The 26,647-nt window shown below is 70.0% G+C and carries 24 protein-coding genes; 15 read left to right on the plus strand and 9 right to left on the minus strand.

The genetic code is table 11. The features are described 5' to 3' along the window. Positions 1 to 164: 164 nt before the first annotated feature. The 6 genes from murU to E8D38_RS19470 all read left to right on the plus strand — a co-directional run bounded on the left by murU (position 165) and on the right by E8D38_RS19470 (position 6,514). Positions 165 to 878 carry an N-acetylmuramate alpha-1-phosphate uridylyltransferase MurU gene (gene murU, locus E8D38_RS19445; protein WP_140634585.1) on the plus strand — a complete coding sequence of 238 codons (714 nt, stop codon included), beginning with the start codon at positions 165 to 167 and terminating at the stop codon, positions 876 to 878. Between the two features lie 53 nt (positions 879 to 931). Further along, positions 932 to 1,660 carry a hypothetical protein gene (locus E8D38_RS19450; RefSeq protein ID WP_140634587.1) on the plus strand — a complete coding sequence of 243 codons (729 nt, stop codon included), beginning with the start codon at positions 932 to 934 and terminating at the stop codon, positions 1,658 to 1,660. Positions 1,661 to 1,763: 103 nt separating this feature from the next. Then, positions 1,764 to 2,951 (plus strand): imelysin family protein, encoded by a 1,188-nt coding sequence (locus E8D38_RS19455; protein WP_140634589.1) that lies wholly within the window; start codon positions 1,764 to 1,766, stop codon positions 2,949 to 2,951. Further along, complete coding sequence (locus tag E8D38_RS19460) at positions 2,948 to 4,360, plus strand: di-heme oxidoreductase family protein (RefSeq protein ID WP_425462796.1); 1,413 nt, start codon at positions 2,948 to 2,950, stop codon at positions 4,358 to 4,360. Before E8D38_RS19455 ends, E8D38_RS19460 begins: the two co-directional genes overlap by 4 nt. Beyond that, positions 4,360 to 5,448: an imelysin family protein gene (locus E8D38_RS19465; protein WP_140634591.1), complete on the plus strand. Its 1,089-nt coding sequence runs from the start codon at positions 4,360 to 4,362 to the stop codon at positions 5,446 to 5,448. Before E8D38_RS19460 ends, E8D38_RS19465 begins: the two co-directional genes overlap by 1 nt. Then, positions 5,438 to 6,514 carry a DUF1513 domain-containing protein gene (locus tag E8D38_RS19470; RefSeq protein WP_246099570.1) on the plus strand — a complete coding sequence of 359 codons (1,077 nt, stop codon included), beginning with the start codon at positions 5,438 to 5,440 and terminating at the stop codon, positions 6,512 to 6,514. Before E8D38_RS19465 ends, E8D38_RS19470 begins: the two co-directional genes overlap by 11 nt. A 40-nt stretch (positions 6,515 to 6,554) precedes the next feature. On the opposite strand, the gene E8D38_RS19475 is transcribed toward E8D38_RS19470, so the two are convergent. From E8D38_RS19475 to E8D38_RS19485, 3 genes are read right to left on the minus strand one after another with little or no spacing between them, the layout of a single operon-like run. Further along, positions 6,555 to 7,967, minus strand: a complete 1,413-nt coding sequence (locus E8D38_RS19475; protein WP_219851805.1) for an efflux transporter outer membrane subunit — start codon at positions 7,965 to 7,967, stop codon at positions 6,555 to 6,557. Further along, the gene (locus E8D38_RS19480) at positions 7,964 to 9,958 is read right to left on the minus strand and encodes a MacB family efflux pump subunit (protein WP_140634596.1); all 1,995 of its coding nucleotides are present in this window, start codon (positions 9,956 to 9,958) and stop codon (positions 7,964 to 7,966) included. Before E8D38_RS19480 ends, E8D38_RS19475 begins: the two co-directional genes overlap by 4 nt. Beyond that, the gene (locus E8D38_RS19485; protein ID WP_140634598.1) at positions 9,958 to 11,295 is read right to left on the minus strand and encodes an efflux RND transporter periplasmic adaptor subunit; all 1,338 of its coding nucleotides are present in this window, start codon (positions 11,293 to 11,295) and stop codon (positions 9,958 to 9,960) included. Before E8D38_RS19485 ends, E8D38_RS19480 begins: the two co-directional genes overlap by 1 nt. A gap of 232 nt (positions 11,296 to 11,527) precedes the next feature. Between E8D38_RS19485 and E8D38_RS19490 the strand changes: the two genes are divergently transcribed. Next, positions 11,528 to 11,716, plus strand: a complete 189-nt coding sequence (locus E8D38_RS19490) for a hypothetical protein (RefSeq protein ID WP_140634600.1) — start codon at positions 11,528 to 11,530, stop codon at positions 11,714 to 11,716. Positions 11,717 to 11,749: 33 nt separating this feature from the next. Here the strand turns inward: E8D38_RS19490 and E8D38_RS19495 are convergent, their stop codons facing one another. Further along, a complete protein-coding gene (locus E8D38_RS19495) occupies positions 11,750 to 12,742 on the minus strand; it encodes a potassium channel beta subunit family protein (RefSeq protein WP_140634602.1) in 993 nt (330 codons plus the stop codon). Between the two features lie 95 nt (positions 12,743 to 12,837). Between E8D38_RS19495 and E8D38_RS19500 the strand changes: the two genes are divergently transcribed. The 8 genes from E8D38_RS19500 (at position 12,838) to E8D38_RS19535 (ending at position 20,274) form a co-directional block, all read left to right on the plus strand. After that, the gene (locus tag E8D38_RS19500; protein ID WP_140634604.1) at positions 12,838 to 14,208 is read left to right on the plus strand and encodes an aminopeptidase P N-terminal domain-containing protein; all 1,371 of its coding nucleotides are present in this window, start codon (positions 12,838 to 12,840) and stop codon (positions 14,206 to 14,208) included. Beyond that, a complete protein-coding gene (locus E8D38_RS19505) occupies positions 14,205 to 15,653 on the plus strand; it encodes a sensor domain-containing diguanylate cyclase (protein WP_246099571.1) in 1,449 nt (482 codons plus the stop codon). The genes E8D38_RS19500 and E8D38_RS19505 overlap by 4 nt, the downstream gene beginning before the upstream one ends. Then, positions 15,650 to 16,537 (plus strand): LysR family transcriptional regulator, encoded by an 888-nt coding sequence (locus E8D38_RS19510; RefSeq protein WP_140634606.1) that lies wholly within the window; start codon positions 15,650 to 15,652, stop codon positions 16,535 to 16,537. The genes E8D38_RS19505 and E8D38_RS19510 overlap by 4 nt, the downstream gene beginning before the upstream one ends. 258 nt (positions 16,538 to 16,795) lie before the next feature. Then, positions 16,796 to 17,344, plus strand: coding sequence for a DUF4433 domain-containing protein (locus E8D38_RS19515; protein WP_181179267.1), 549 nt, complete (start codon positions 16,796 to 16,798; stop codon positions 17,342 to 17,344). 3 nt (positions 17,345 to 17,347) lie between these two features. Beyond that, complete coding sequence (gene darG, locus E8D38_RS19520; protein WP_140634611.1) at positions 17,348 to 18,466, plus strand: type II toxin-antitoxin system antitoxin DNA ADP-ribosyl glycohydrolase DarG; 1,119 nt, start codon at positions 17,348 to 17,350, stop codon at positions 18,464 to 18,466. Between the two features lie 119 nt (positions 18,467 to 18,585). Next, positions 18,586 to 19,263 (plus strand): LysE family translocator, encoded by a 678-nt coding sequence (locus tag E8D38_RS19525; RefSeq protein WP_181179269.1) that lies wholly within the window; start codon positions 18,586 to 18,588, stop codon positions 19,261 to 19,263. 19 nt (positions 19,264 to 19,282) lie between these two features. After that, positions 19,283 to 19,825 carry a GNAT family N-acetyltransferase gene (locus tag E8D38_RS19530; RefSeq protein ID WP_140634615.1) on the plus strand — a complete coding sequence of 181 codons (543 nt, stop codon included), beginning with the start codon at positions 19,283 to 19,285 and terminating at the stop codon, positions 19,823 to 19,825. After that, positions 19,822 to 20,274, plus strand: coding sequence for a GNAT family N-acetyltransferase (locus tag E8D38_RS19535; RefSeq protein WP_140634617.1), 453 nt, complete (start codon positions 19,822 to 19,824; stop codon positions 20,272 to 20,274). Before E8D38_RS19530 ends, E8D38_RS19535 begins: the two co-directional genes overlap by 4 nt. Positions 20,275 to 20,278: 4 nt before the next feature. On the opposite strand, the gene E8D38_RS19540 is transcribed toward E8D38_RS19535, so the two are convergent. The 5 genes from E8D38_RS19540 to E8D38_RS19560 all read right to left on the minus strand — a co-directional run bounded on the left by E8D38_RS19540 (position 20,279) and on the right by E8D38_RS19560 (position 26,616). Then, positions 20,279 to 21,949: a flavin monoamine oxidase family protein gene (locus E8D38_RS19540; RefSeq protein ID WP_140634619.1), complete on the minus strand. Its 1,671-nt coding sequence runs from the start codon at positions 21,947 to 21,949 to the stop codon at positions 20,279 to 20,281. Beyond that, a complete protein-coding gene (locus E8D38_RS19545; protein ID WP_140634621.1) occupies positions 21,946 to 23,520 on the minus strand; it encodes a polyamine aminopropyltransferase in 1,575 nt (524 codons plus the stop codon). The genes E8D38_RS19540 and E8D38_RS19545 overlap by 4 nt, the downstream gene beginning before the upstream one ends. A 64-nt stretch (positions 23,521 to 23,584) precedes the next feature. Further along, positions 23,585 to 23,809: a DUF350 domain-containing protein gene (locus E8D38_RS19550; protein WP_140634623.1), complete on the minus strand. Its 225-nt coding sequence runs from the start codon at positions 23,807 to 23,809 to the stop codon at positions 23,585 to 23,587. Between the two features lie 51 nt (positions 23,810 to 23,860). Continuing rightward, complete coding sequence (locus tag E8D38_RS19555; RefSeq protein ID WP_140634625.1) at positions 23,861 to 25,453, minus strand: DUF4178 domain-containing protein; 1,593 nt, start codon at positions 25,451 to 25,453, stop codon at positions 23,861 to 23,863. 104 nt (positions 25,454 to 25,557) lie between these two features. Continuing rightward, a complete protein-coding gene (locus tag E8D38_RS19560; RefSeq protein ID WP_140634627.1) occupies positions 25,558 to 26,616 on the minus strand; it encodes an SPFH domain-containing protein in 1,059 nt (352 codons plus the stop codon). Between the last annotated feature and the right edge of the window lie 31 nt (positions 26,617 to 26,647).

Genomic DNA, 26,647 nt, shown 5'->3' on the forward strand with positions numbered 1-26,647 from the left:
CGCCGGGCCGCTCCCAAGCCGGCCCGCATCCCCCCGGGGGATCGGCCGGCGTACCCGCCGGTCGAGGGGCAGTCATCCTTGCGGGCCGAGCGCCGGGCCGCTCCCAAGCCGGCCCGCATCCCCTTGGGGGATCGGGCGGCGTACCCGCCGCACGAGGGGCAGACATGACCCCGCAACTACCTGCGCTCATCCTCGCCGCCGGCCGCGGCGAACGCATGCGGCCGCTCACCGACCGCACGCCCAAGCCGCTGCTGCCGGTGCGCGGCAAGCCGCTGATCGAATGGCACCTCGAAGCGCTCGCCCGCGACGGTGTGCGCGACGTGGTCATCAACACCGCCTGGCTCGAGGAGCAGTTCCCGGCGACGCTGGGCGACGGTTCCCGCTGGGGCCTGCGCATCCGCTACTCGATGGAAGGCCGCGACCACGGCGGCGCGCTCGAGACCGCCGGCGGCATCGCCAAGGCGATGCCCTGGCTCATCGAGGGTGGCGCCGAAGCGTTCTGGGTCGTCTCGGGCGACATCCACGTGCCGGATTTCCTCTTCGAGGCTGCGCAGGCCGAGCGCTTCCTGCGCAGCCGGCAGGAGGCCCACCTGTGGCTGGTGCCCAACCCGCCGTTCCACCCGCAAGGCGACTTCGGTTTCGACGCAGGCACCGGCCTCGCGCTGGCCGAAGCCGGCCCGGACGGCCGGCGCTGGACCTACAGCAATCTCGCCCTGGTGCGTCCGTCGCTCACCCGCCACATCACGCCCGGCACCCACGCCAAGCTGGGGCCGCTTTTGTATCAAGGCATGTCCAAAGGCAGCATCAGTGCCACCATCTACGGCGGGCACTGGGAAAATGTCGGCACGCCTGAACAGCTGGCAAACCTCAACGCCTGAACCCGCGGAGCGCACGGCGCCCGCCCCCTGAACAACAACGGCTAGACGACGAGATGACGGTGTCCGTGTGGTGGCTGATCGCCGCGTTGATCGTTTCGGTGGCACTCGAAGTGCTGGTGGTGCGCGTGGCCACCGCGGCCTGCCTGTCGTATGCGCCGCTGTCGGGCGACGAGACCGACTCGGTCACCTACCAGCGCTCGCTGTTCACTCCCGGTGAACGTGCCCTGCTCGGGGTGTGGGGCGGGCTCGTCGCGGCCGGGCTGCTGTGGTGGCTGGGCGCCGCCTACGACAGCGGCTGGCTCGTCGCGCTCGGCCTGCTGGCCTGGCTGGGTGCCCTGGCGTGGGACGTCTGGACCTGGGAGCGGGTGGCCGCGAGCGTGAAGTTCGTGTCCTGGCGCCGCGGCTGGCAGCACTCCACGCGCCGGGTGCCGGTGTCCCAGGTGCATCAGCTGCACGTGGTCGAAAAGGAAAGCGTGGTGCCGCTGGGTTTTGCCCGGGTGCGCATCGCGGCCTGCTACATCGCCCTCGAAATGGCCGACGGCAAGGCCATCAAGCTGCCGCGCACGGCGGTGATCGGCGGTCTCGAGCGGGTCGAGAACGTGGCCAACTTCGTGCGCCTGCAGATGCAGATGGTCGAAGACACCCGCAAGCGGGTGGCGGCGGAGAAGCGCGCCGAGGCGCGCCGCGCGGGCAAGCCCTCGCCAGACGAGGAGCGCGACCTGCGCAAGGAGCTCATCAAGCTGCGCCGCCAGGCGGCCGGGCGCGGCACGCCCGAGGCGTGAGCTTCGACGCCAAAGCAAACGAGAACGATTCGCATTGATGCGGTATCCTGCGCGGCTGGCGACCGCCTGGGTGGTTCGCCCTGAACTCCCACGCAAGCTGCCCATGAAACACCTGTCCCTTGCGGCCGCGCTCGTTGCCGCCTTCGCCTGCCTCCCGGCTTCCGTCCTCGCGCAGAACGCCGCCACGGCTTCAGTGACCGCCGCGGCGCAGCCCACCGAGGTGGCCCGCCACTACGCGGCGCTGGTCCACGCCAGCTACGAAGACACCCTGGCCGCCGCCGGCTCGATGCAGGCCAAGGTGGCGGCCTTCACCGCCGCGCCGTCGCAGGCCACGCTGGACGAGGCGCGCCGTGCCTGGCTCGCCGCACGCGAGTTCTATGGCCAGACCGAAGCCTTCCGCTTCTATGGCGGGCCGATCGACGATGCCAAGGGTCCCGAAGGCCGCATCAACGCCTGGCCGATGGACGAGTCCTTCGTCGACAGCGTCAAGGACAAGCCCAATGCCGGCCTCGTCAACAACCGCAGGTTCGCCATCACCAAGGCCTCGCTGTCCCGGCAGAACGAGCGCGGCGGCGAAGAGAACATCGCCACCGGCTGGCATGCCGTCGAGTTCCTGCTGTGGGGCCAGGACTTCAGCGACAGCGGCCCGGGCAACCGCTCGTTCGAGGACTTCGTCGACGGCAAGGCGCCCAATGCCGACCGCCGCCGCCAGTACCTCACCGTGGTCACCGAGCTGCTGGTCGACGACCTCGGCTTCCTCGTGCGTGCCTGGGCGCCGAACGTGAAGAACAACTACCGCGCCCGCTTCGAGCAGCAGGGCGGCGAAGCCCTGCGCAAGATCTTCGTCGGCCTGGGTTCGCTGTCGCGCGGCGAACTCGCCGGCGAACGCCTGGAAGTGGCGCTGGCCAGCCAGGAGCAGGAAGACGAGCACTCCTGCTTCTCGGACAACACCCACCGCGACGTGGTGGCCAATGCCACCGGCATTGCCAACGTGTGGTTCGGCCGCCACCAGCGCGCCGACGGCAGCGTGCTGCAGGGCCCCTCGCTGCGCGACCTGGTGGCCGCGCGCGACGCGGCCGTCGCCGAGCAGACCAGCCGCGACATCACCGCCAGCGTCGAGCTGGCCGGCAAGCTGCAGGCGCCCTTCGACCAGGAGATCCGCGGCGGCAAGGACGCCCCCGGCCGCCTGCGGGTGCAGGCCTTGGTGGCCAGCCTGAACGCCCAGGCCCGCGACCTCGTGAACGCGGCCAACGCGGTGGGCATCACCAAGCTGACGCTGGTGAACCCGTGAGCCGGTTGCAGCGGATCGCCCGGCCGGCGCTGCTGGCCGTGGGCGCGTGCCTGGCGCTCGGCGCCCTCGCGCTGCAGGCCGCGTTCGAGCCGCAGGGCGACTCGCCGGTGGGCGGCGCCGCCACGGTGGAGGCGGACGGCCGCAATGCCTTCAGCTTCCCGGCCGCCAACCTGTCCGACGAGGAGCGGGCGCGCTTCGCCGTCGGCAACTCGTTCTTCCGCCGCAACTGGGTCGAGGCGCCGTCGTCCACCACCGCGCGCGACGGGCTCGGGCCGCATTTCATCGCCCGCTCCTGCGGCGCCTGCCACCTGCAGGACGGTCGCGGCGCCCCGCCTGGCGCCGGCGAGCCGGCGGTGGCCCTGCTGATCCGCCTGTCGGTGCCCGGGCGCAACGCACATGGCGGGCCGGTGCCCGAGCCGGTGTATGGCGACCAGTTCGACAACGCCGCCGTCACCGGCGTGAAGCCGGAAGGCCAGGTCACCCTGCGCCACACCCAGGTTCACGGCCGGTTTGCCGACGGCACGCCCTACACGCTGCAGAAGCCGCACTACGGCTTCGCCCGGCTGGGCTACGGCCCGATGCGGCCGGACACGATGCTCAGCCCGCGCATCGCGCCGCAGATGATCGGCATGGGCCTGCTCGAAGCGATCCCCGAGGCCGAGATCGAGCGCAACGCGCAGCGGCAGGCTGCCGCTGCGGGCCCCATCAAGGGCCGGCCCAACCGGGTGTGGGACGCCTTCGCGCAGCGCCAGATGACCGGCCGCTTCGGCTGGAAGGCCAACGTGGCGACGCTGGCGCACCAGACCGCCGGTGCCTTCCTGGGCGACATCGGCATCACCTCGTCGCGCTTCCCGGACGAAGCCTGCACGCCGTCGCAGAAGGACTGCCTGGCCGCGCCCCGCGGCGGCCAGCCCAACATCGACGACACCACGCTGGCCAACGTGGTGTTCTACGAAGCCACGCTGGCGCCGCCGGCGCGCCGCCGGCCGGAGCATCCGGTGGTGCAGCGCGGCGAGCAGATCTTCCATGCCGCGCAATGCGCCGCCTGCCATCGGCCGAGCTACGTCACCGGGGCACCGCCGCTGCCCGAGTTCAGCAGCGCGAAGCTGGCCGGCCAGCGCATCTGGCCCTACACCGACCTGCTGCTGCACGACATGGGGGAAGGCCTCGCCGACGGCCGGCCCGACTTCGAGGCCAACGGCCGTCAATGGAAGACGCCGCCGCTGTGGGGCATCGGGCTCATTCCGGACGTGAACGGCCACCAGCGCCTGCTGCACGACGGCCGGGCCCGCGGCGTGCTCGAAGCCGTGCTGTGGCACGGCGGCGAAGCAGCGGCCAGCCGCGACGCCGTGCTCAGGCTCAGCAAGGACGAGCGCGACGCGCTGGTCCGCTTCGTGGAGTCGCTGTGATGGCGGCAGCTTCCCTGCGGCGTCACGTCCTGCTGGCGCTGGCGGCCTTGGCGCTGGGCCTGAACGCGCCCGCGCTGCGCGCGCAGGTGGTGGCCGTGCCGTACTACGACGCGCCGGCCTACACCGCGGCCCTGCTCGCGCACGGCGAACTGCCGCGCGCCCTCGCGTTGCAGCGCGAGTCGGCCGCCTTGCAGCAGGCGCTGCAGCGCCTGTGCGAGCAACGCACCGACAAGACCGCGCTCGCCGCCGCGCGAGAGCAGTGGCGCGCCGCCACCTCGGCCTGGGACGCGCTGTACGCGGTAGCGGTGGGGCCCACCGTCGAGCAGCGCAGCGCGCGCAGCATCGACTTCTGGCCGGCACGGCCGCAGTCGATCCGACGCGCCATCGACAGCGCACCGGGCGACCTGCAGGCGCTCGAGCGCATCGGCGCCCCGGCCAAGGGGCTGCCGGCGCTCGAGTGGCTGCTGTGGCCGGGCGAAGCCGCCCGCAGCGAGGCCGCCTGCCGCTATGCCGCGCTGCTGGCCTCCGACGTGGCCCGCGAGGCCGACGCCCTGGCGCATGGCTTTTCGCAGCAGGCCGGGCGTGACTGGAAGGAAGAAGGCGAAGCCGCGTCGGCCTTCGCCTCGGAGGCCATCAACCAGTGGCTCGGCGGCCTGGAGCAGCTGCGCTGGCGCATGCTGGGCAAGCCGCTGGCCGCCGGCAGGCGCGACGAATTTCCGCGCGTGGCCAGCGGCAGCACCACCGAAACCTGGCGTGCCCACTGGGGCACCCTGTCGTCGCTGGCCGTGGGGCCTGCACCGAACGACGGCTTCGGCCCGGCCCCCGCGGTGCCACCGGGGGTGGTGACGATCGAGGCCTACCTCCGCGGCCGCGGCAACAACCCGCAAGCCGACACCTGGAAGCGCGCGGTGCTGCGCGCCGACCGCGCCCTGCAGCCGCTGTGGCGCGGCAAGTCGCAGGGCCTGCCCGGCAACGCCGCCATGAAGTCGGCGGTGCAGGCGCTCGATGCGCTCAAGCGCACCCTGCAGGCCGAGGTCGCGCCCACCCTCGAGGTGACGCTCGGCTTTTCCGATGCCGATGGCGACTGACCCTGCGCGGCGGCAGTGGCTGCAGGGTGCCGGGGTACTCGCGCTGCTGCCGGCGGCGGCATGGGCACGCGCCGATGCGCCCGAATGGCTGGCCGCCTGGGACAGCTCGCAACACCACCATGTCGGCCGCCTCGGCCTCGTGGCTGCACGCGTGCAGCCGCAGGCCACCCTTGAAGTGCCCACCCGGGCGCATGGCCTGCTGGTCGAGCCGCACGGCCGCACCGCGCTGGCCGTGGCGCGCCGGCCCGGCGACTGGCTCGTACGCTTCGACATCCGCAGCGGCCGCGCGTTGCAGTGGCACTGGATCGACGCCGACGCCCAGTTCAACGGCCATGCCGTGCCGTCGCGCGACGGCCGCCTTCTCTACACGACCCAGACCGACCGTGAAACCGGTGAAGGCCGCATCGGCGTCCACGACGCGCGCACGCTGGCGCCGCTGCACCGCTGGGACAGCGGCGGGCGCGACCCGCACCAGTTGCTGGTCGGAGCCGATGGCAGCCTGTGGGTGGCCAACGGCGGCATCGATACCCGGCCCGAAACCGGCCGCCGCAAGCACGACCTCGAACGCATGGATTCGTCGCTGGTGTGCCTGGACGCCGCGTCCGGCCAGCCGCGCGGCCAGTGGCGGCTCGACGACCGGCGCCTGAGCCTGCGCCACCTCGCCTTCGGCCCGCACGGCCACCTCGGCATCGCGATGCAGGCCGAGCATGACGATCCGCAGGCGCGTGCCGCCGCGCCGGTGCTGGCAGTGTGGGACGCCCGCCGCGGCCTGCGCGTCGCGCCCTCGGACGGCGCGACCGGCGGCTATGGCGGCGACATTGCCGCCTGGCGCGAAGGCTTCGTGGTGAGCTGCCCGCGCCGAGATCGTGCGGTGCGCTGGCGCCTCGCGCCCGACGGCAGCGTGGCTCAGCACGACCTGCTGCCGCTCGAAGGCGCCTATGCGCTGGCTGCCGGCCGGCAGGGCGTGGTGTCGGTGGCCGGCACCACCGCGGTGCTGCAGGCGGCCACGCTGCCGCTGCAGGGCGGCCTGCAGATCGACAACCACTGGCAGCAACTGCGCGGTTGAGCGGGCGCCAGCAGACGCCGCGCGCTCGGTTGCGGCAGCGCTACGCCGGCAGCTGCCAGCCCCCGCCCAGGGCCTTGAACAGGTCGAGCGCCGAGGTGAGCCGGGCCAGCCGCAGCTGTGCCAGCGAGTCCTGCGCCGCGAACAGGCTGCGCTGCGCGTCGAGCACGGTGAGCAGGTCGTCGGCGCCCTCCCGGTAGCGGGTCTCGGCCAGGCGCAGCGCACGCTGGTTCTCGTCGCGCACCGCCAGCTGCACCTCCTCCTGCCGGCGGTTGCGTTCGGCATTGCCGAGCGCGTCGTTCACCTCCTTCAGCGCGGTGTACACCGCCTGCCGGTAGGTCTCGATCAGCACCCGGCGCTGCGACTCGCCGAGGCGCACCTGGCCGCGCAGCCGGCCGCCGTCGAACAGCGTCTGCACCACCGACGCGGTGAGGCCCACGCTGGCCGTCGGATTGGCGAGCGACAGCAGCGCCGTGGTCGCCAGCCCGCCGGAGCCCGACAGCGTGATGCCGGGCAGCAGCGCCGCGCGGGCCGCGGCCACGTCGGCATCGGCCGCGGCGAGCTGCGCCTCGGCACTGGCGAGATCCGGCCGGCGCGCCAGCAGCTGCGCGGGCAGGCCGGGCGACACCTGCGGCACCGTCAGCGCGTCCAGCACGGTGGCCGCCACGTCCATGCTTTCGCCGTTGGGACCGGTCGGCGCACGGCCCAGCAGCAGGGCCAGCGCCGACAGCGTCTGCCGCTCCTGCGTCTCGAGCGGCAGCAGCGCAGCCCGGGCCGACAGCACGGTCGAGCGCTGGCGGCTCAGGTCGAGTTCGGTGGCCACGCCGTTGCGGCGGCGCGCCTCCACCACCCGCAGCACGCGCTCGGCGATCGCGAGGTTCTCGCGCGCCACCGCCAACCGCACCCGCGTCGCGATCACCTGGAAGTAGGCATTGGCCACGCCGGTGGTGAGCGAGAGGCGGGCGGTCTCCAGGTCGTAGCGGCTGGCCCGCAGCGAAGCTTCGGCGCCCTGCCGGCCGGCGGCCAGCCTGCCCCACAGGTCGATCTCGTAGCTCACGCCCAGCGACAGGCTCGACGTTTCGCTGGCGGAGGCCGGCGCGCCGCTCGCATCGCTGCGCCGCGAGCCGGTGCTGCCGGAGACGCTCACCGACGGGAACAGCGATGCGCCCGCGGCGTTCACCGCGATCTCGGCCTGTTGCACCCGCTCGGCCGCGGTGCGCAGGTCGGGGCTTGCGGCCTGGGCTGCGTCGATCAGCTGCGCGAGCTCGACCGAGCCGAAGGACTGCCACCACTGCGCCGCAAGGGCTTCGGTGGCGGCGCTGCTTTCGCCCCATGCCTGGGGCATCGCGAGTTCGGGCCGCGGCCCGGTTTCGACGCGGTGGGCACAGGCGCCCAAGGCCAGCAGCGCGGCGAGCGCCAGTGCGGTCGCGCAAGAGGGAAGGCGGGTCATCTTCATTCGGAACTCAGGGCCACCACCGGGTCGAGCTGCGCGGCCTTGCGCGCGGGCAGGAAGCCGAACACCAGGCCGGTGGCAAAGGCGCAGCCGAAGGCCAGCAGCACCGGTGCGAGCGAGTACTGCACCGGCGTGCCGAAGGCGCCGATGACGGCGGCCGTGGCCAGCCCGCCCACCACGCCGATGGCGCCGCCGAGTGCCGACACCACCACCGCCTCGATGAGGAACTGCTGCATGATGTTGCGCTCGCGTGCGCCGGTGGCCATGCGGATGCCGATCTCGCGGGTTCGCTCGGTCACCGACACCAGCATGATGTTCATCACGCCGATGCCGCCCACCAGCAGCGAGATCGCCGCGATGGAGCCCAGCAGGATGGTCATCGTGTTCTGCGTCTCCTCGGTGCTTTCGATCAGCGAGGCCATGTTGCGGATCTGGAAGTCCACCACGCCGTGGCGCTCGAGCAGCAGCGACTCCACCGCGGCCTGCGTGTCGTCGATGCGCGAGACGTCCTGCACCGCGACCGTCACGTTGCGCAGGAAGCGCTGGCCCGACAGCCGCAGGCTGCTGGTCGCATAGGGCACGAACACCACGTCGTCCTGGTCGCTGCCCATCGGCGAGGCGCCGCGCTCGCTCATCACGCCGATCACCTGGAAGATGATGTTGTTGACCAGCACGTGCCTGCCCAGCGGGCTCTCGCCGCCGGGGAACAGCGCCCTGGCCACGGTCTGCCCCAGCACCGCGACCGTCGCATAGGTGGCCGAGTCCTCCTCGGTGAAGAAGGTGCCCTGGGCCACCGGCCACTGCCGCACCTGCGGAAACTTCGCCGAGGTGCCGTTGATGCTGCTGCTGTAGTCCGAGCCGCCGTAGCGCAGCGTGACGCTGCTGTTCTGCTCGGGTATGGCGCCCAGCACGTTGGGCAGGGTGTCGATCGCATCGACGTCGCCCACCACCAGCGTGGCGGTGCTGTTGAAGCCGCGCTGGTTGGGCGCGCCCGGGCGCACCAGCATCAGGTTGGTGCCCATGGCGCTGATGCGGTCGATGACCGCCTGCTTGGCACCGTCGCCGATGGCCAGCATCGCGATCACCGAACCCACGCCGATCACGATGCCCAGCAGGGTGAGCACCGAGCGGAAGATGTTGGCCCGCAGCGCCCGCAGCGCGGTGCGGGCGGCTTCCAGCACGTCGGCCAGGTGCGAGCCGCCGTCGCTGGCGAAGGCCGGCTGGAAGTCGGCCTGCGGCAGGGGCGCCTCGGCCGCCGCCTCGCGGCCGCTGTCGGACACGATGTTGCCGTCCTTGATCTCGATCTGGCGGTGCGCATGTTCGGCCACCTCGCGGGCATGCGTGATCAGGATCACCGTGTGCCCGCGAGCCGACAGCTCCGAGAGCATGCGCATCACGTCGGCGCCGCTCCTGCTGTCGAGCGCGCCGGTGGGTTCGTCGGCCAGGATGATGCGGCCGCCGTTCATCAGCGCACGCGCGATCGACACGCGCTGCTGCTGCCCGCCCGACAGCTGGTTCGGCCGGTGCTCCAGCCGCTCGCCCAGGCCGAGTTCGGCGAGCAGCGCCTGTGCGCGTGCGCGGCGCTGCTCGGTGGGCAGGCCCGAATACATGGCCGGCACCTCGACGTTCTCGGTCGCGTTGGCGGCCGCAATGAGGTGGTAGCTCTGGAAGATGAAGCCGAAGTCCTCGCGCCGCAGCTGCGCCAGCTCGTCGCGCGAGAAGTTCGAGACGTCTCGGCCCATGAACCGGTAGCTGCCGGTGGTGGGGCGGTCCAGGCAGCCGAGGATGTTCATCAGCGTGGACTTGCCCGAACCCGACGCCCCCATGATCGCGACGAACTCGCCGGCGTGGATGCTGAGGTCGATGCCGTGCAGCACCTCGACCGCGAGCTCGCCGTTGCGGTAGGTCTTGGTGATGCCGCGCAGCTCGATCAGCGGCACCTGCGCCGCAGGCTGCGCGTCGCCCGCGAGTGCCGGCGTCGGGTCGCGCTGCATCAGCGCCCCCTGCCGCCGCCGGCCCCGCCGGGCGGCATGCCCATCGGCCCTTGCTGCAGGCCGCCCTGCTGCGGCGGGCGCTGGGCGCTGTTCTGCGACGGCGGCGGGCGCACGCCGGCGATGACCTGGTCGCCCTCGGTCAGGCCGGACAGCACCTGCACCTGCACCCGGTTGGTGACGCCGGTCTCGACCTGGCGCTCCTCGATGTGGCCGTCGGCGTCGATCACCTTCACCGTCGCGCGGCGCGGCCGGTGGCTGGCTTGCGGCGCAGCAGGCGCCGCCTCGCCGCTGCGCTCGCGTCGCGGGCGGTCCGCTCGCCCGGCGCCGCCCTGCAGCGCCGACGCGGGGATCAGCAGCGTGTCCCCGGCACGCGCGGCAATGAAGAACACCTGCGCGGTCATCTGCGTCATCAGGCTGCGGTTCACGTTCGGCACGTCGAACAGCGCGTTGTAGAGCACCACGTTGTTGGTCACCGTGGGTGTGGGCTCCACCTTGCGCAGCTGGCCGCTCCAGCGCCGGCCCTGGCTGCCCAGCGTGGTGAAGTACACGTCCATGCCCTGGCGCAGCTTGCCGACGTCGGCTTCGGACACCTGCGTCTGCACCGTCATCGTCGACAGGTCGGCGATGCGCATGATGATCGGCGCCGACTGGTTGGCATTGATGGTCTGGCCCTGGCGCGCGGTGATCGACACCACCGTGCCGGCCATCGGCGCATAGATCCTGGTGTAGTTGAGGTTGGCCTCGTCGGCGCGCAGCGACGAGTCGGTCTGGTCGATCTGCGCCTTCACGGCCTCCAGCTGTGCGCGCGCCGAGCGCAGCGCGGCTTCGGCCTGCTGCAGGGCTTCGGCGGTGGTGGCGTCCTCGGCCATCAGGTTCTGCTGGCGCTGGAACTGCAGCTGCGCGAGCGCGAGCTGCGCCTCGCGGTCCTTCATGGTGGCCTGCAGGTTGCGCAGCGACGCGCGCCGCGCATCCACGTTGGCGGCCAGCACGGTGGCGTCGATCTCGGCCAGCAGGTCGCCGGTGTTGACGACGCTGCCGACCTCCACATGGATCTTCTTCAGCTGGCCCGACACCTGCGCGCCCACGTCCACGTAGTCGCGCGGCTGCACCGTGCCGGTGGCGCTGACGAGGTCCTCGATGTCACCGCGCTGTACGGTGGCCAGGACGTACTGGTCGCGCACGTTCTTGCCGCCGTGGAACTTCTGCCAGCCGAACCAGCCGGCAGCGGCCAGCGCCGCGAGCGCCAGCAGCCCGGCCGCATAGCGCAACGAGCGGCGCGAATGCCAGCTTCGGCGAACGCTTTCGGAAGGCGGCGGGGCGGTGTGGTGCTGGTTCATGAATCGGAAGGCGTGCGGGCTCTTGCATGCGAGTCTGTTGCCCGCACGTCACCGGCGCTTTCAAGCGCGGGTAAAGAAAGGTAATGCGCCCCGCCGTGTCATGAACGCCTTGAAACGGCCTGTCAGCCCAGGCTGACAAGCACGGCCCAGCCGCACCGACAGCCGGCAGCCGGTGCTTGCGTGAAGATGCACGCCAGCACCTGGACACGGCAAACAGCGCAAGGAGACGGCCATGGACCACAGGGATACGTGGGTGAACGAAGTCCGCTTGTGGTTCTACGGCGGCACCCCGCCGCGCGACCAGGCCGACGAGGAAGAAGCGCTGCTGGGTGCCGAAGCCACCACCGGCGCGCTGATCCCGCCGCTGCTCACCATCACGCCGCCGCTGCGCAAGCCGGTGCCGAGGCTGCCGCCGAAGTAGCCGCCCCCGCACGCGCTGCGGCGTGCTTGCGCCTCAGGCGGCCAGCGGCTTGGTGATCTCGTCGATCTTCGCCAGCACCTCGGGCGTCAGCTTCGGTGCCAGGTCCAGCGCGCCCAGGTTGCTCTGCAGCTGCTCGAGCTTGCTGGCCCCCAGGATCACCGTGCTCACCCGCGGGTTGCTGTTCACCCAGGCGATGGCCAGCTGGGCCACCGTGCCGCCCAGGTCGCGGGCGATCGCCTCGAGCTTCTCGACCGCCGCGTTCTTCTCCGGGCTCAGCAGGTTGTCGCGCAGGAAGGCCATGTTCTCCATCGCGCCGCGGCTGCCTTCGGGCAGGCCGCCGCGGTACTTGCCGGTGAGCAGGCCGCTGGCCAGCGGGCTCCAGGTGGTGAGACCGAGGCCGATGTCGTCGTAGAGCCGCGCGTATTCCTGCTCGACCCGCTTGCGGTGGAACAGGTGGTACTGCGGCTGCTCCATCACCGGCTTGTGCAGGTGGTGGCGCTCGGCCACCTCATGGGCCGCGCGGATCTCGTCGGCCGACCACTCGCTGGTGCCCCAGTACAGCGCCTTGCCCTGCCGGATCATGTCGCTCATGGCCCAGACCGTTTCCTCGATCGGCGTGAACGGGTCGGGCCGGTGGCAGAACACCAGGTCCACGAAGTCGAGCTGCAGGCGCTTCAGCGAGCCGTCGATCGCCTGCATCAGGTACTTGCGGTTGAGGGTGTCCTGGCGGTTGGGCAGGCGCGGCTGGCCGGCCTTGGCCCGGTCGAGCCCCCAGAAGAACTTGGTCGACACCACGTAGTTCAGCCGCGGGCGGCCCAGCTGCCGCAGCGCCTCGCCCATCACCACCTCGCTCTGCCCGCCGGCATAGGCCTCGGCGTTGTCGAAGAAGTTGACGCCGGCATCCATGGCGGCGGCCAGCATCTCGCGCGCCGCCCCGGTGTCGACCTGGTTGCCGTACGTCACCCATGAGCCCAGCGACAGCTCGCTCACCTGCAGGCCCGATCGGCCCAGACGGCGGTATTGCATTTGTTGTCTCCAGCAGAAGAAATGTTGAATCGGTGCCGGCAGGGCCGGCGATAGACTGCAAAGGCCCCGAAGCCTAACGAGAAGCGTTTAACCCCATGGACCACTCCATGTACGCCGCCCGCCGCACGCGCGTGATCGAGGCGCTGCGAGCCGCCGGCGGCGGCGTCGCCGTGCTGGCCACCGCGCCCGAGCGCCAGCGCAATGCCGACAACCACCACCCGTTCCGGCACGACAGCAGCTTCTACTACCTGAGCGGCTTCGCCGAGCCGGAGTCCTGGCTGGTGCTCACCAGCACCGGGCGCTCCCTGCTCTTCTGCCGCCCGCGCGATGCCGAACGCGAGCTGTGGGACGGCTACCGCCTGGGGCCGGAGGCCGCCCCGGGCGAGCTGGGCGTGGACGAAGCCCATCCCATCAGCCGGCTCGACGACGAGCTGCCGCCGCTGCTCAACGGCCAGCCCGGCGTGTGGTTCCCGTTCGGCGGCTCGCAGGAGGTGCCCAGGCGAGTGACCCAATGGCTCGACACCGTGCGCTCGCACGAACGCATGGGCTGGATCATGCCGACCCAGCAGCGCGACCTGAACAGCCTGGTCGACGAGATGCGGCTGTTCAAGGACGAGCACGAACTCGCGCTGATGCGCCGTGCCGCGCAGATCAGCGCGCAGGCGCATGTGCGTGCGATGCGCTTCGCGCGGCCGGGCTGCCGCGAATACGAGGTCGAAGCCGAGCTGCTGCACGAGTTCCGCCGCCAGGGCGCCAGCGGCCCCGCCTACGGCAGCATCGTCGCGGCCGGCCGCAACGCCTGCGTGCTGCACTACGAAGCCGGCGATGCGCCGCTGCAGGCCGGCGAGCTGTGCCTCATCGACGCCGGCTGCGAATACGGCAGCTACGCGAGCGACATCACCCGCACCTTCCCGGTGAACGGTCGCTTCAGCGGCCCGCAGCGCGAGCTGTACGACCTGGTGGTGGCCGCGCAGGAAGCCGCCGTGGCCGCCACCCGCCCGGGCGCTCGCAAGCAGGACGGCCACTGGGCCGCGGTGCGGGTGCTGAGCCAGGGCCTGCTCGACACGGGCCTGCTGTCGCGCGACGCGCACGGCAGCCTCGACGACGTGATCGAGCGCGCGGCCTACCGCCGCTACTACATGCACGGCACCGGCCATTGGCTGGGCCTGGACGTGCATGACGCGGGCGACTACCTGTCGCAGGCCGAAGCGCCGGTGGACCAGCCCGACGGAATGGGCGGGCGCCGCACCTCCAAGCCGTCGCGGCTGCTGCTGCCGGGCATGGTGCTCACCATCGAGCCGGGCCTGTACGTGCGGCCGGCGCCCGACGTGCCCGAACGCTGGTGGCACATCGGCATCCGCATCGAGGACGACGCGGTGGTCACGGCAGAAGGCTGCGAGCTGATGTCGCGCGGCGCGCCGGTGCGCGCCGACGAGATCGAAGCGCTGATGCGGGATGCACGATGACCGACCACGAATATGCCGACATGTTCGAGCTGGCGCCGGTGTCGCTCTGGCTCGAGGACTACAGCGCGCTCAAGTCCCTGTTCGAGCGCTGGCGCGCCGAAGGCGTGAACGACCTGCGCAGCCACCTGCGCGCCGACCGGCAGCGGGTGGCCGAATGCTCGCGCTGCATCCGCGTGCTGCGGGTGAACCGCCGCACGCTGGAGCTGTACGCCGCGGCCAGCATGGAGGCGCTCGTCGACGGGCTGCCCCGCGTGTTCCGCGACGACATGCTCGACCAGCACGTCGAGGAGCTGGCCCAGTTGTGGGAAGGCCGCACCCGCTTCTCCAGCCAGACGGTCAACTACAGCCTGGCCGGCCGGCGGCTCGACATCCTGCTCAATGCCCACGTCCTGCCCGGCCATGAAGGCGACTGGGGCCGCGTGCTGCTGGCCATCGAGGACGTGACCGAACGGGTGCAGGCGCAGCAGCGCCTGTCGATGAGCGAGCTGTATGCGCGCGGGCTGTTCGAGCATTCGCCGGTGTCGCTGTGGGTCGAGGACTTCTCATCGGTCAAGCGCCTGCTCGACGACGCGCGGGAGCAGGGCATCAGCGACTTCCGCACCTTCACCGACGTGCACCCGGAGTTCGTGGACCGCTGCATGGCCGAGATCCGGGTGGTCGACGTGAACCAGCAGACGCTCAGGATGTTTGCCGCGCGCGACCGCCACGAGCTGCTCAGGTCGCTGAACCTGGTGTTCCGCGACGACATGCGCGCGAGCTTCACCGAGCAGCTGGTGGAGCTGTGGCAGGGCAAGCTGTTCCAGCAGCGCGAGGTGGTGAACTACGCGCTGTCGGGCGACAAGCTGCACGTGCTGCTGCAGTTCTCGGTGTTCCCCGGCCACGAGCAGCACTGGGACCTGGTGCTGGTGTCGCTCACCGACATCACCGCCCGCAAGCAGGCCGAGGCCTACCTCGAATTCCTCGGCAAGCATGACGTGCTGACCAAGCTGCGCAACCGCTCGTTCTTCGCCGACGAGCTCAACCGGCTGGAACGCAAGGGCCCGTTCCCGGTGACGGTGATCGTGGGCGACCTCAACGGCCTGAAGTTCGCCAATGACGAACTCGGCCATGCGGCCGGCGATGCACTGCTGCGTCGCGCCGGCGAAGTGCTGGGCAAGTCGGTGGACAAGCCGGCCTGCGCGGCGCGCATCGGCGGCGACGAGTTCGCGCTGCTGTTGCCGGCCACCGATGAACGCGGCGGCGAGCAGGTGATCGAGCGCATCGGCGAGCTGGTGGAGCTCAACAACCAGTTCTACGGCGGACCGGAGCTTTCGTTCGCGCTCGGCGCGGCCACCTGCCAGTCGGGCGACCGGCTGGAAGCCACGGTGAACCGCGCCGACCAGCAGATGTACGTGTCGAAGAAGGCCTACTACGCCGACGGGCGACACAACCGCCGCAAGGGATGAGCGCCGCGTCGCCTTCGCTGCCGCAGCTGCGCGCCTTTGCGGCGGCGGCGCGCTACGGCAGCTTCTCGGCGGCGGCCCGGTCGCTGGGTGTTTCGCAAAGCGCCCTGAGCCATGCCATCGGCCAGCTCGAGAAGTCGCTGGCGGCCAGGCTGTTCCTACGCACGTCGCGGGCCTGCAAGCTCACGCCCACCGGCGAGACGCTGCTGCCGCGGGTGCAGTCGGCGCTGGCCGACATCGACGGCCTGGCCGCCCTGGCGCGGCGTTCGGCCACCGAGGTGGAGCTGAAGCTGCTGGTGATCCCGTCGTTCGCGTCCTACTTCCTGATCGACCGCCTGCCGGTCTGGCAGTCGCGCCATGCAGGCATCGCCTTCACCTTCGCCCGCCACTTCCTCGAATACGAGGACATCGTCACCGAGGTGGACGCCGCCATCCTGTGGGGCGACGGCAGCTGGCCCAACGCCGAGAGCGTGCTGCTGGGCGGCAACGAGCTGGTGGTGGTGGCCGCGCCCAGGCACCCGGCCATCAAGGCCTTCGCCCGCGGCAGGGTCGATCGCTCCCAGCTGCTCGACCATGTGGAAGTGCCCGAGGCCTGGCGTCAGGTGGCGGCCGAGGCGCAGATCGCCTTCACCGGCACGGAACACGCGCTGTCGTTCAACCTGTATTCGCAGGTGCTCGAAGCCGCCGAGCGCGGCCTGGGCGTGGCCGCGCTGCCGCGGTTCGTGGCGGCACGCGCGCTCGAGCGCGGCACGCTGGTCACGGTGATCGAGCGCCGCGTACGGCTGCCCGGCGGCTACTACCTCGTGCACAAGCCCGAGGTGCGCTACAGCGCCGCGCTGCGGTCGTTCAGGGACTGGTTGCTGGGGCAGGCGCGGGCGGGGTTGTAGGGCGACCTGTTTGGAGACATCACGATGCGCCTCGGGCCAGCTAAGGATGAAACGCTGCACGCCGCGACGCCTTCACGCCCAAGCAGATGCTTCGCGCCTCTATGAACACGGCGGTGACAATGGGCGCTATGTTGCGTAGGAAAATGGAACCCTTGCAGTACCAGCCGTAGCAGCTGACTGCCTTTGTGGCGTTGGTCGCTTAGATGGTGCAAGACCACTGGAACGATGGATCCTCGAGTCACTGATCTGCACTGCATCATGCCGATTGACAACGTCGCATCGGTGATTCAGCACGGAGTGCTTTCGTACGAGATGGCTGCCAAGCTGCATCACTCCAGCGTGGCGATGCGCGTCATCCAGGACAAAAGGGACCAGAAATCGGTACCTGGAGGGCTTAGGCTTCACCAGTACGCGAACCTGTATTTCCATGCGCGCAACCCTATGCTGTTTAAGCGCAGGAGCGAGGACGTGTGCGTACTGCGACTGTCGACCGGCGTATTCCAAATCAACGGCGCAGTCATTTCGGACCAGAACGCCGCGAGCGACTACGTTCGCTTCCTCGCACCATCGCAATGGCGGCTACTGGACTTCGAGGACATCTTCGCACGGGACTGGCGTCACCCAGATGACCTCTATCGCTACTACAGACACAAGTCGCGCAAGTGCGCCGAAGTGCTTGTTCCGAGGAGGGTGCCCGCGGACATGATCGTTGGCGCCTACGTTGCTGACACAGGGGCCCGCGGGAGAATGGTTCAAAGCGGGTTCGACCTGCCGATCGAGGTCACCCCAGACTTCTTCTTTAGGTAACACATGAGCAAGTTGAAGGCACTCATCGGAAACATGTTTTGCAGCGACGCTCAGACGCTGGTAAACACCGTGAACTGCGTCGGCGTCATGGGCAAGGGGATTGCGCTTGAGTTCAAGAAGCGCTTCCCTGAAATGTATGAGGACTATGTCCGTCGGTGCGACCGCAAAGCAGTGAAGTTAGGCGAGCCGTACGTCTACGAAGACAAGAGTGGCGTCAAGATTCTTAACTTCCCTACCAAAGACCACTGGCGATCATCCTCACGTCTCAGCGACATCGCAGATGGCCTCACGTATCTGATTGAGCACTACGAGCAGTGGGGCATCAAAAGCATGTCCATGCCTCCTCTGGGATGCGGCAACGGGGGCCTCGACTGGTCCGAAGTGGGGCCCTTGATCTATCAGAAGCTTCATCGGCTTCCTATCGACGTCGAAGTCTTCGCCCCGTACGGGACACCGACTGCCGAGCTGAGAACAGAGTTCCTTGAAAAGCCAGCACAGCTTTCGCTGGAGGGCAAGGGACGACGACTGGAGAAGATGAACCCTGGATGGGTTGCTCTCATCGAAGTCCTAAAGGAACTGGAGGAGCAGCCCTACGCCCCCCCTGTGGGACGAACGATCTTTCAGAAGATCTGCTATGTCGTCACCGAGCTGGGAGTGCCAACGGGCTTTGAGTTCGGAAAGGGAAGCTATGGCCCGTTCTCGGCCGATGTGAAGCCAGTGCTGCACGACTTTGCCAACAGGAACTGGCTCCAAGAGAAGCCACTTGGGCGCATGGTCGCCCTCCATGTAGGAGAGCAATTCTCAAAGGAGCGCAGCAAGTTCGCGGGAGAGATCGCGCGCTACCGGAAGTCAATCGACAAGACCGTCGATTTGTTCAGTCGCATCAAAGACACCGAGCAGGCAGAAGAGGTACTCACAGTGCTGTTCGCAAGTCGCCAAGTGAAGAAAGGTGACAAGAACGCTGACGTCGAGGAGCAGGAGATCTTCGACTACATCCTCGAGTGGAAGAAGGCTTGGCGAGAGCCTGCGAAGACGCAAGCAGTGGCAGAAGCTGTGCGCAACCTCGCGTTGCTTGGCTGGATACGCGTTAGGCCGAGCGCCTCAATGATGGAGTTCATCTAGGTTTGAACACCGGCTGCCGGCCAGCGACGCTCCTATCCAGACACCGAAACCGCCATCCATCCAAAACGCTCATCCATGCACTCATCCGGCTCATGCCATTGCCTCGCACGATGCGGGTCATGGACACCGCCACCCCCGCCCACCTCACCTTCTTCGGCATCAGCAGCGCCTGGCTTGCCGCCTTCGTGACCACCAGCACGCTGCTCAACATCACGCCCGGCCCGGCGGTGATGCAGGTGGTGGGGCACAGCATGGTCAACGGCGCCCGCTCCGGCCAGGCCAGCATCGCGGGCATCCTGAGCGCCAATGCGATGTACATGGCGCTGGCCGCGCTCGGCCTGGGTGCGCTGATCCTCGCGGTGCCGCAACTGTTCGAGGCCATCAAGTGGTGCGGCATGGCCTACCTGGCGTGGCTGGGCCTGAAGAGCCTGAAGGGCGCCTGGGCCGATCCGGTTGCCGGGGCCGCGGCGACCCTGCCGCCGCCCGCGCCGGCTTGGTCGCTGTACCGCCAGAGCTTCCTGCTGCAGGGCGCGAACCCCAAGTCGGTGGTGTTCTTCTGCGCGCTGCTGCCCACCTTCGCCGGCTCGGCCGACGGTGCGCCGCTGCGCATCGTGATGCTGGGGCTGCTGGCCATCGTGATCGAATACCCGGTGCTGCTGGCCTACAGCCTGGCCGCCTCGAGAGCCCGCCAGTGGTTGCAAGGCCCCGCCGGGCGGCGCATGCTCGATGCCCTGGCCGGCGTGGCGCTGCTGGCGGCCGCGGGGTCGGTGGTGAGCACCAGCCTGCGCGTTGCCTGAACCGGACGATCTGCCCGACATGACCCCCATGACCATCCGCCGAGCCAGCCCCGCCGACGCTGCCGTGCTCGCCCCCTTTGCCGCCCGCTGCTTCGAGCAGGCTTTCGGCGCGCAGAACGACCCCGAGGACCTGGCCGCCCACCTGGCCAAGTCCTTCGGCGTCGCGCAGCAGACGCAGGAACTGCAGCACCCCGACTACGTGACGCTGCTGGCCTTGACGGCAGGGGACGAACCGGCCGGCTATGCCCAGTTGCGCCGGCAGCCGGCACCGCCCTGCGTGACCGCGGCCCGCCCCGCGGAGCTGCGCCGCTTCTATGTCGACGGCCGCTGGCACGGCAGCGGCGTTGCCGGCCAGCTGATGCAGGCCACACTGGCCGCCGCCCACCAGACGCTGGGCGCGGCTTCGCTGTGGCTGAGCGTGTGGACCGAAAATCCGCGCGCGGTGGCCTTCTATGCCAGGCACGGCTTTGCCATCGCCGGCAGCGCCGACTTCTGGGTCGGCTCCGACCGCCAGTCCGATCACATCATGGTGCGCTCCGCGCTCGTTCCCCTGACTGCATGAACATCGCCCTCGAATCGCCCGACCAGCCCGACGTCGTCGAACTCATCACCGAACTCGACCGCTACCAGAGCGCGCTGTATCCGCCCGAAAGCAACCATTTCGTCGACATCGCCACCCTCGCGCAGCCCGGCGTGCTGTTCGCTGTGGCCCGCGGCAGCGATGGCGCTGCCGGCGCCTGCGGGGCCATCGTGCTGGGGCCCGACCATGGCGAGATCAAGCGGATGTACGTGCACCCGCGGCTGCGCGGCCAGGGCGTCGCGAAGGCGCTGCTCGCGTTCCTGGAAACCGCGGCGCGCGAGCGAGGCTGCACGCTGCTCCAGCTGGAAACCGGCATCCTGCAGGACGAGGCGATCGGCCTGTACAAGCGCTGCGGCTACGAAAGGCGCGGGCCCTTCGGCGACTACAAGGAAGATCCGCTGAGCCTGTTCATGGCCAAGCGGCTGGCCTAGCGGCTCAGCGCCAGCCCGCCGCCACCCGGGCGCCCGCCACCGCGCCCCAGGTGAACGCCTCCTCGAACACCGAATAGCCCGACAGGTCGGCGTGTGCGAAGTGCAGCCGCCCCTGCGGCCGCGCCAGCGCTGCCAGCGCGGCATGGCTGCGCTGGCCGGGCACGGGGATGCTCATCGCATGGCCATAGCGCATCAGGTCGATGCGCTCCAGCTTCCGCGGCAGGTCCGGGTGCACCAGCGACAGCTCGTCGATCACGGCCCGCGCCCAGCGCTGCCACGGCTCGGCGAGCAGGCGCTGCCGCTGGGCCTTCAGCTCCTCGGGCGAGCGGCCGCCCAGCGCCCAGTAGTGGGTCAGCACGGTGGCGCCGCGCACAGGCCGCAGGCTCTGGTGCTGCGCGTCCACATAACCGAGCGTCGCGCTGCCGTGCACCACGTTGTCCCAGGCGGGCGGTACGCCCAGGCGGTCGAGCAGCGGCTCGGCCAGCTGCAGGTTGCTCACCAGCCAGGGTGCATAGCGCAGGCCCGCAGCGGCGTGACGCAGGGCCGCCGGCGGCGCATCGACCAGCCGCGCCGCGATGAACAGCGGCACGCACATCACCACCTGCTTCGCCAGCCAGCGCTCGGGCTGCTGCCGGGTCGCGTTCCACAGCTCCAGCGTCACGGCCTCTCGCGCCGGCGACACCCGGGTGAGCACGGCGCCCGTCTGCAGGCGCTCGCCCAGCCCGGCGGCCAGGCGCTCGGTGAGCCAGGCATTGCCCTGGGGCCAGGTGAGCACCGCATCGCGTTCGGCCTGCGCATCGTCTTCGCCGGGGGCGTGGAAACCATGTCGGCTGGCGAAGTAGTGCAGGCCGGCCCAGGCCGAGACCTGTTCGAGCCCGGCGCCGTAGTCGTCGCGGCAGCAGTAGTCGAGGTAGCCGCGCAGCCAGGGGTCGCCGAAGCCTTGCGACTGCAGCCACTGGCCGAAGGGCTCGGCGTCGAGCGCCGCCAGGCCGGGCGTCCACGGCGCCAGCGCGGTGGGCAGGCGGAACGGGTGCGCAGCCTGCAGCTCGCGCACCGTCCGCGCGAAACGCCGGTACTGCGCCAGCGTGTCGGCCGAGGCGCCCGACAGCGGCAGCAGGCCTTCCTGCCACTGGCCGCCGATGAACAGTCGCTCCTGCGGGGCATGGCACAGGTGGCGCTCGTCGTAGACGGTGCGGCCCAGCTCGTGGCGCGCCACGCCGATCTCGAACAGCCATTCGCTCACCGCCTGGGCATGCGGACCGGGTGTGGGCAGGTAGTGCGCGCCGAGCGGACAGGCCATGCCGCCCATCCGGTGGCCGCGGCTGTTGCCGCCGGCATGGTCTTCGAGTTCGAAGAGGCGCAGGTCCTCGATGCCCGCGCGGCGCAGCGCACGTGCCGCCGACAGGCCCGCCACACCGGCGCCGACGATGGCCACGTCCACATGCCGGGCACTGCCCGCATCGGCGCGCGGAAGACGGCCGTCGCGCCAGGCATGGCCGCGCTCGTGTGAAGCGCCGACCCAGCCGCCTTGCAACGGCCTCTCCCTGCCGCAGCCGGCCAGGCCCAGGGTCCCCGCTGCCGACAGTGCGAACAAGGAGCGGCGATTGAGCACGGGCAACGTCACGTCACCAGCGGCATCCCGCGGACGCCGCGAAGCGCTACGGGGGTGGGTCATCGAACACGTCCCCACTCTTCTTCGAAGGTGTGCACGAGGTTCTGGTGGCTCAGGCGGTTGGGTTCGGCGCTGACACGGGCCATGTCGGGCGGAAAGTCGAACAGGCCGGGCAGGCCTTCGACGGTCAGGAAGCGCAGGCCCTCGGGCAGGGCCCGCGGCGGCGACCACGGCCGCCTCGAGGCCAGCACGAAGCCCCACTCGCCGAAGCTCGGCACGTGCGCGTGATAGGGCCGCGTGGCCAGGCCCACCGCCTCGAGCGTGGCCACCACCGTCCAGTAGCTCTTGCGGGCGACGAGCGGCGAGGTGGTCTGCACCGCGGCAAAGCCGCTGGCCGCGAGGTGCCGGTCGAGCAGCGCATAGAAGGAGGTGGTGTAGAGCTTGCCGATCGAGAAGTTGGTCGGGTCGGGAAAGTCGACCACGATCACGTCGAACACTTCGTCGGGGTGCCGGTCGAGCCAGGCATAGGCGTCCTGGTTCACGATGCGCAGCTTGGGCGACGACAGCGCGCCGCCGTTGAGCGCCATCAGCAGCGGCTGCGTGGCGAACAGGCGCGTCATCGCCGGGTCGAGCTCGACCAGCGTGACCTGCTCGACGCTCGCATGCCGCAGCACCTCGCGCACCGCCATGCCGTCGCCGCCGCCCAGCACCAGCACGCGCCGCGGCGCTCCGTGCGCGGCCATGGCCGGGTGCACCAGGGCTTCGTGGTAGCGGTACTCGTCCTTCGAGTTGAACTGCAGGTTGCCGTTGAGGAACAGGCGCACGCCGGCCGCATGCGAGGTGACCACGATGCGCTGGTAGGGCGTGGTTTCGTTGAAGACGATGGCATCGCCGTAGAAGCGGTCGTCGGCCCAGGTGGTGAGCCGGTCGGCGCCTGCGAAGGCAACGAGCAGCAGGACCACCGCCGCCAGGCAGGCGGCGGCATGCGCGCCGAGACGGCGCAGCTCGGCGCGGAACAGCCACAGCGCCCACACCGCCACCGCCACGTTGAGCAGGCCGAAGAAGAGCCCGGTGCGCACCAGCCCCAGCTGCGGCACCAGCAGCAGCGGAAATGCCACCGACACGGCAAGCGCGCCCAGGTAGTCGAAGGTGAGCACCTGCGACACCAGCTCCTTCAGCGCATAACGCTCGCGGAAGTGGTGCTTCAGGATGCGCATCACCAGCGGGATCTCCAGCCCCACCAGCGTGCCCACCAGCAGCACCATCGCATACAGCAGCACGCGAAACGGTGCCCCGGCACTGGCCGGCAGGTAGCTGTGCGCCACGAACAGCGCGGCCGGCATCAGCCCGCCCACCAGGCCGACCAGCAGCTCGATGCGCAGGAAATGCGCGATCAGCTGGCGCTCGAGGTAGCGCGACAGCCAGGAGCCCACGCCCATGGCGAACAGGTAGCTGCCGATGATGGTGGAGAACTGCAGCACCGAGTCGCCGAGCAGGTAGCTCGCCAGCGCGCCGGCGGCCAGCTCGTAGACGAGGCCGCAGGCGGCGACCACGAACACCGAGGCCAGCAGCGCGACTTCGGCAGGGCGCACGGCCGGCGAAGGGCCTTCGGAAAGGGTGGCGTCCTGGGTCATGGAATCAGTGGCAGCAGCCCATGTCGCGCCCTTCACCGGCCGCGACCCGGAAGCTGGGACCCTACTACCCGTGGATGGCGGCAGCCACGATCACCGATATGCCCAGGCACATGGCCGCCACCACGATGGCCAGCGCAAGGTTCTTCTTCTCGCAGATCTCGGCCCACAGGTCGTAGGGGGTGAGCTTGTCGATGATGACGAAGCTCACCCAGAAGATGACGACGCCGACCAGCGCATAGATCAGCGAACCGAAGAATGCCGCGGGCCGGAGCCATTCGAGTCCCATCATGGTGTGCCTTTCGTTGCCGTACGTGTGTGTATGGTGAACCTGGCGCGGCCGCTACTTGTGGCCGCCGCCTCCGCTGCTGAAGCCGCCCCACGAGCCGCCGCGTGAACCGACGCCGCTGCCGCCGGATCGTTTGCACTGCTGGTACTCGTTGCTGTATTCGCCGAAGTTGCGGCGCACGTCGTCGCAATCGTCGCTGCCGCAGCGCACCGCCGCCACCAGCACCAGCAGGATCAGCATGCCCAGGAAGATGTAGGCCAGCGCGCTCGACTTGCTGGCGGACACTGGCCCCGCGTCGCGCTGCAAGGCCCCAGCGGCCTCCGGCGCGATGCGGAAGGCCTTCAGCACCGTGTCCACCGGGATCGTCTGCCCCGCCGACCAGGTGACTTCGTCGCCGGCCTGCTCGCGGTTGAGCTGCTTGCGCGCGCTGGCGCCAGTGCCTTCGTAGTCGGTGTTGAAGGTGCGCTGCTCGCGTTCGAGGTGCCAGTAGAACTCGCCCAGCACCCAGGTGATCTTGGCGCTGTAGCTGTATTTCCTGCGATAGGTCACGCCCTCGAGCGATACGCGGTCGGCGCCCAGCGTCTTCGGAACGCCGGTGATCGGCCGCGTCCAGCTCCAGCCTTCTTCGGTGTCGACCAGGAAGGCGAATCCTTCGGTGCGGTGGTACAGCAGGTATTCGCGCCAGAACACCTGCTCGTCCTCCGGGTCTTCGGGGATTTCGCAGCGCTCGACATAGCCCACCACCTGCCACGACACCGCCTTGGCACCGCCGAGCGACAGCGTGCCGGTGCTGCCCAGCGGCAGCTGCGGCTCCAGCCCGCTTTCGCCGCTGTTGCGCTGCGTGTAGTGCGCAAGCTCCGCGCCGACGCCCTGCGACACGTCGACCACCGCATGGCACTGGTGACAGGTGATGGACTGCGTGGTGCCGAGCTTCACCTCGAGCGCGGCGCCGCAGTTCGGGCATTCGAGGCTGCGGCCCTTGAGCTCGCGCGCCGAGTCGGTCTTGAGCCCGCTGGCCGCCAGGTCTTCGAGCCGCAGGCCGCGGCCGACGTACCAGCGCGGCGGCGTGTCGCTGTAGTCGAGCGTGGCCACCTCGCCCTGCGTGTTGCGCAGGTCGGCCACCACGTAGCCGCGGGCCAGCTCCGGCACGAAGGGCAGTTCGCCTTCGGCGGCGCCCACCTTCACCGCGCTCACCGAGGCGACCGACCAGCCCTGGTTGCCGATCACCTGCTGCGTGCCGGGGCGCAGTGTTTCGGCGGCGGGCAGCGGCCCGGGCGCGGGCGCCTCGAAGCTGAAGACGTACTGCCCGTTGTCTTCGCTCAGCCAGCCGCTCCTGCCGTTGTCGAAGACGGCATGCCATTCGTTCCAGGTGCCGCCGGCATAGCGCATCTGCAGGCGGCCGGCCAGCGTGAAGGCGGCACCCTGGTACCTGCCGCCCACGCCGAGCTGCAGCGGGCTGTGGTCATCGAACAGCTCTGCGCTGGTACCGATGCGCTGGAGCGCCTCGCCGTCGCGCACCAGCGTGCTGCGGCAGAAGCTGCACACCGCCATGGGCGAGGCCGCCGAGCGGAACTCGACCGGTGCGCCGCAGTTCGGGCAGGCGGCGCGGTAGGCGCGCTGGGGCGAACCCGGCGCGTCAGTCGCCATGCGTCATCGTGCAGCGGCAGCTGCCTTGCATCGTGTTGCTCCCCCGGGGCGTGCGTGCGCCTTGTGCGAGGGGCCGCGCTGGATCGCAGGCGGCCCGCGTTCCCTCAAACGAGCTTCTTCAGCAGCTCGGCCTTCTTGGCGTCGAATTCTTCCTGCGTGAGGATGCCCTTGGCCTTCAGGTCGCCCAGCTTTTCGAGCGTGGCCATCACGTCTTCGGGCTTCACCCCCACCGAGGCCGCGGCCGCCGCGGCCTGTGCCGGCGGCACGGCATTGCCGCCCTGCAGGCCTTGCGCGAGGTTCTGCGCCAGCACCTGGCCGAGCGCCACGCCGGCGCCCAGTCCCATCGCGTCGCCGGCAATGCCGCTGCCCCCGCCGCCCGCGGCCGCGCCTTCGGCGAACTTCGGAATGGCCTGGGCCGTCTGGTACTGCATGAACTTGCCCATGTCGCCGCCGACCATGCCCATGCCGATCTTCTGGTCGAGGATCTTCTGCAGCTCTTCGGGCAGCGAGACGTTCTGCACCGTCACGCCTTCGAGCTTCAGGCCGAGTTTCTCGAACGCCGGCGCGGTGACGTTCTTCAGCTGCTCCGCGAACTCGACCTGGTTGGCCGCGAGGTCGAGGAACGGGACGCCGCTGGAGGCCACTGCATCGGAGATGTGCTGCAGCATGAGCGCGCGCAGCTGGCCGTCGAGTTCGGCCACGGTGTAGCGCTCGCGCGTGCCGGAGATCTCGGTGTGGAACAGCTTCGGGTCGGCCACGCGGTAGCTGTAGTTGCCGAAGGCGCGCAGCCGCACGGCGCCGAAGTCCTTGTCGCGGATGGTGACCGGCTGCGTGGTGCCCCAGCGCTGGTCGACCTGCTGGCGGGTGCTGAAGAAGTAGACATCGCTCTTGAACGGCGACTTGAACAGCTTGTCCCAGTTCTGCAGGTAGGTGAGCACCGGCAGCGTCTGCGTGGTGAGCGTGTAGCGGCCGGGGCCGAAGACGTCGGCCACCTTGCCCTCGTTGACGAACACCGCCATCTGCGACTCGCGCACGGTGAGCGAGCCGCCGTACTGGATTTCGCGGTCGGCCACCGGGAAACGCCAGGCCAGCGTGCCGTCGCCCTCCTCGACCCATTCGAGGATGTCGATGAACTGCTTCTTGATGAAATCCATCAGGGCCATGGCGTACTCCTTTCGAGGAAATGGCGAGCGC

It is taken from the genome of Methylibium rhizosphaerae (assembly GCF_006386545.1).
Lineage (GTDB): Bacteria > Pseudomonadota > Gammaproteobacteria > Burkholderiales > Burkholderiaceae_C > Pseudorivibacter > Pseudorivibacter rhizosphaerae.

Excerpts from the sequence above, each read along its gene's own strand:
- E8D38_RS19505 (WP_246099571.1), top strand. The coding sequence starts at position 14,205 with ATGACCGACCACGAATATGCCGACATGTTCGAGCTGGCGCCGGTGTCG.
- E8D38_RS19540 (WP_140634619.1), bottom strand. The coding sequence starts at position 21,949 with ATGACCCACCCCCGTAGCGCTTCGCGGCGTCCGCGGGATGCCGCTGGT.
- E8D38_RS19535 (WP_140634617.1), top strand. The coding sequence starts at position 19,822 with ATGAACATCGCCCTCGAATCGCCCGACCAGCCCGACGTCGTCGAACTC.
- darG (WP_140634611.1), top strand. The coding sequence starts at position 17,348 with ATGAGCAAGTTGAAGGCACTCATCGGAAACATGTTTTGCAGCGACGCT.
- E8D38_RS19455 (WP_140634589.1), top strand. The coding sequence starts at position 1,764 with ATGAAACACCTGTCCCTTGCGGCCGCGCTCGTTGCCGCCTTCGCCTGC.
- E8D38_RS19450 (WP_140634587.1), top strand. The coding sequence starts at position 932 with ATGACGGTGTCCGTGTGGTGGCTGATCGCCGCGTTGATCGTTTCGGTG.
- E8D38_RS19530 (WP_140634615.1), top strand. The coding sequence starts at position 19,283 with ATGACCCCCATGACCATCCGCCGAGCCAGCCCCGCCGACGCTGCCGTG.
- E8D38_RS19465 (WP_140634591.1), top strand. The coding sequence starts at position 4,360 with ATGGCGGCAGCTTCCCTGCGGCGTCACGTCCTGCTGGCGCTGGCGGCC.
- E8D38_RS19485 (WP_140634598.1), bottom strand. The coding sequence starts at position 11,295 with ATGAACCAGCACCACACCGCCCCGCCGCCTTCCGAAAGCGTTCGCCGA.
- E8D38_RS19510 (WP_140634606.1), top strand. The coding sequence starts at position 15,650 with ATGAGCGCCGCGTCGCCTTCGCTGCCGCAGCTGCGCGCCTTTGCGGCG.
- E8D38_RS19525 (WP_181179269.1), top strand. The coding sequence starts at position 18,586 with ATGGACACCGCCACCCCCGCCCACCTCACCTTCTTCGGCATCAGCAGC.
- E8D38_RS19495 (WP_140634602.1), bottom strand. The coding sequence starts at position 12,742 with ATGCAATACCGCCGTCTGGGCCGATCGGGCCTGCAGGTGAGCGAGCTG.
- E8D38_RS19500 (WP_140634604.1), top strand. The coding sequence starts at position 12,838 with ATGGACCACTCCATGTACGCCGCCCGCCGCACGCGCGTGATCGAGGCG.
- E8D38_RS19475 (WP_219851805.1), bottom strand. The coding sequence starts at position 7,967 with ATGAAGATGACCCGCCTTCCCTCTTGCGCGACCGCACTGGCGCTCGCC.
- E8D38_RS19515 (WP_181179267.1), top strand. The coding sequence starts at position 16,796 with ATGCCGATTGACAACGTCGCATCGGTGATTCAGCACGGAGTGCTTTCG.
- E8D38_RS19490 (WP_140634600.1), top strand. The coding sequence starts at position 11,528 with ATGGACCACAGGGATACGTGGGTGAACGAAGTCCGCTTGTGGTTCTAC.
- E8D38_RS19545 (WP_140634621.1), bottom strand. The coding sequence starts at position 23,520 with ATGACCCAGGACGCCACCCTTTCCGAAGGCCCTTCGCCGGCCGTGCGC.
- E8D38_RS19555 (WP_140634625.1), bottom strand. The coding sequence starts at position 25,453 with ATGGCGACTGACGCGCCGGGTTCGCCCCAGCGCGCCTACCGCGCCGCC.
- E8D38_RS19470 (WP_246099570.1), top strand. The coding sequence starts at position 5,438 with ATGGCGACTGACCCTGCGCGGCGGCAGTGGCTGCAGGGTGCCGGGGTA.
- murU (WP_140634585.1), top strand. The coding sequence starts at position 165 with ATGACCCCGCAACTACCTGCGCTCATCCTCGCCGCCGGCCGCGGCGAA.
- E8D38_RS19480 (WP_140634596.1), bottom strand. The coding sequence starts at position 9,958 with ATGCAGCGCGACCCGACGCCGGCACTCGCGGGCGACGCGCAGCCTGCG.
- E8D38_RS19560 (WP_140634627.1), bottom strand. The coding sequence starts at position 26,616 with ATGGCCCTGATGGATTTCATCAAGAAGCAGTTCATCGACATCCTCGAA.
- E8D38_RS19550 (WP_140634623.1), bottom strand. The coding sequence starts at position 23,809 with ATGATGGGACTCGAATGGCTCCGGCCCGCGGCATTCTTCGGTTCGCTG.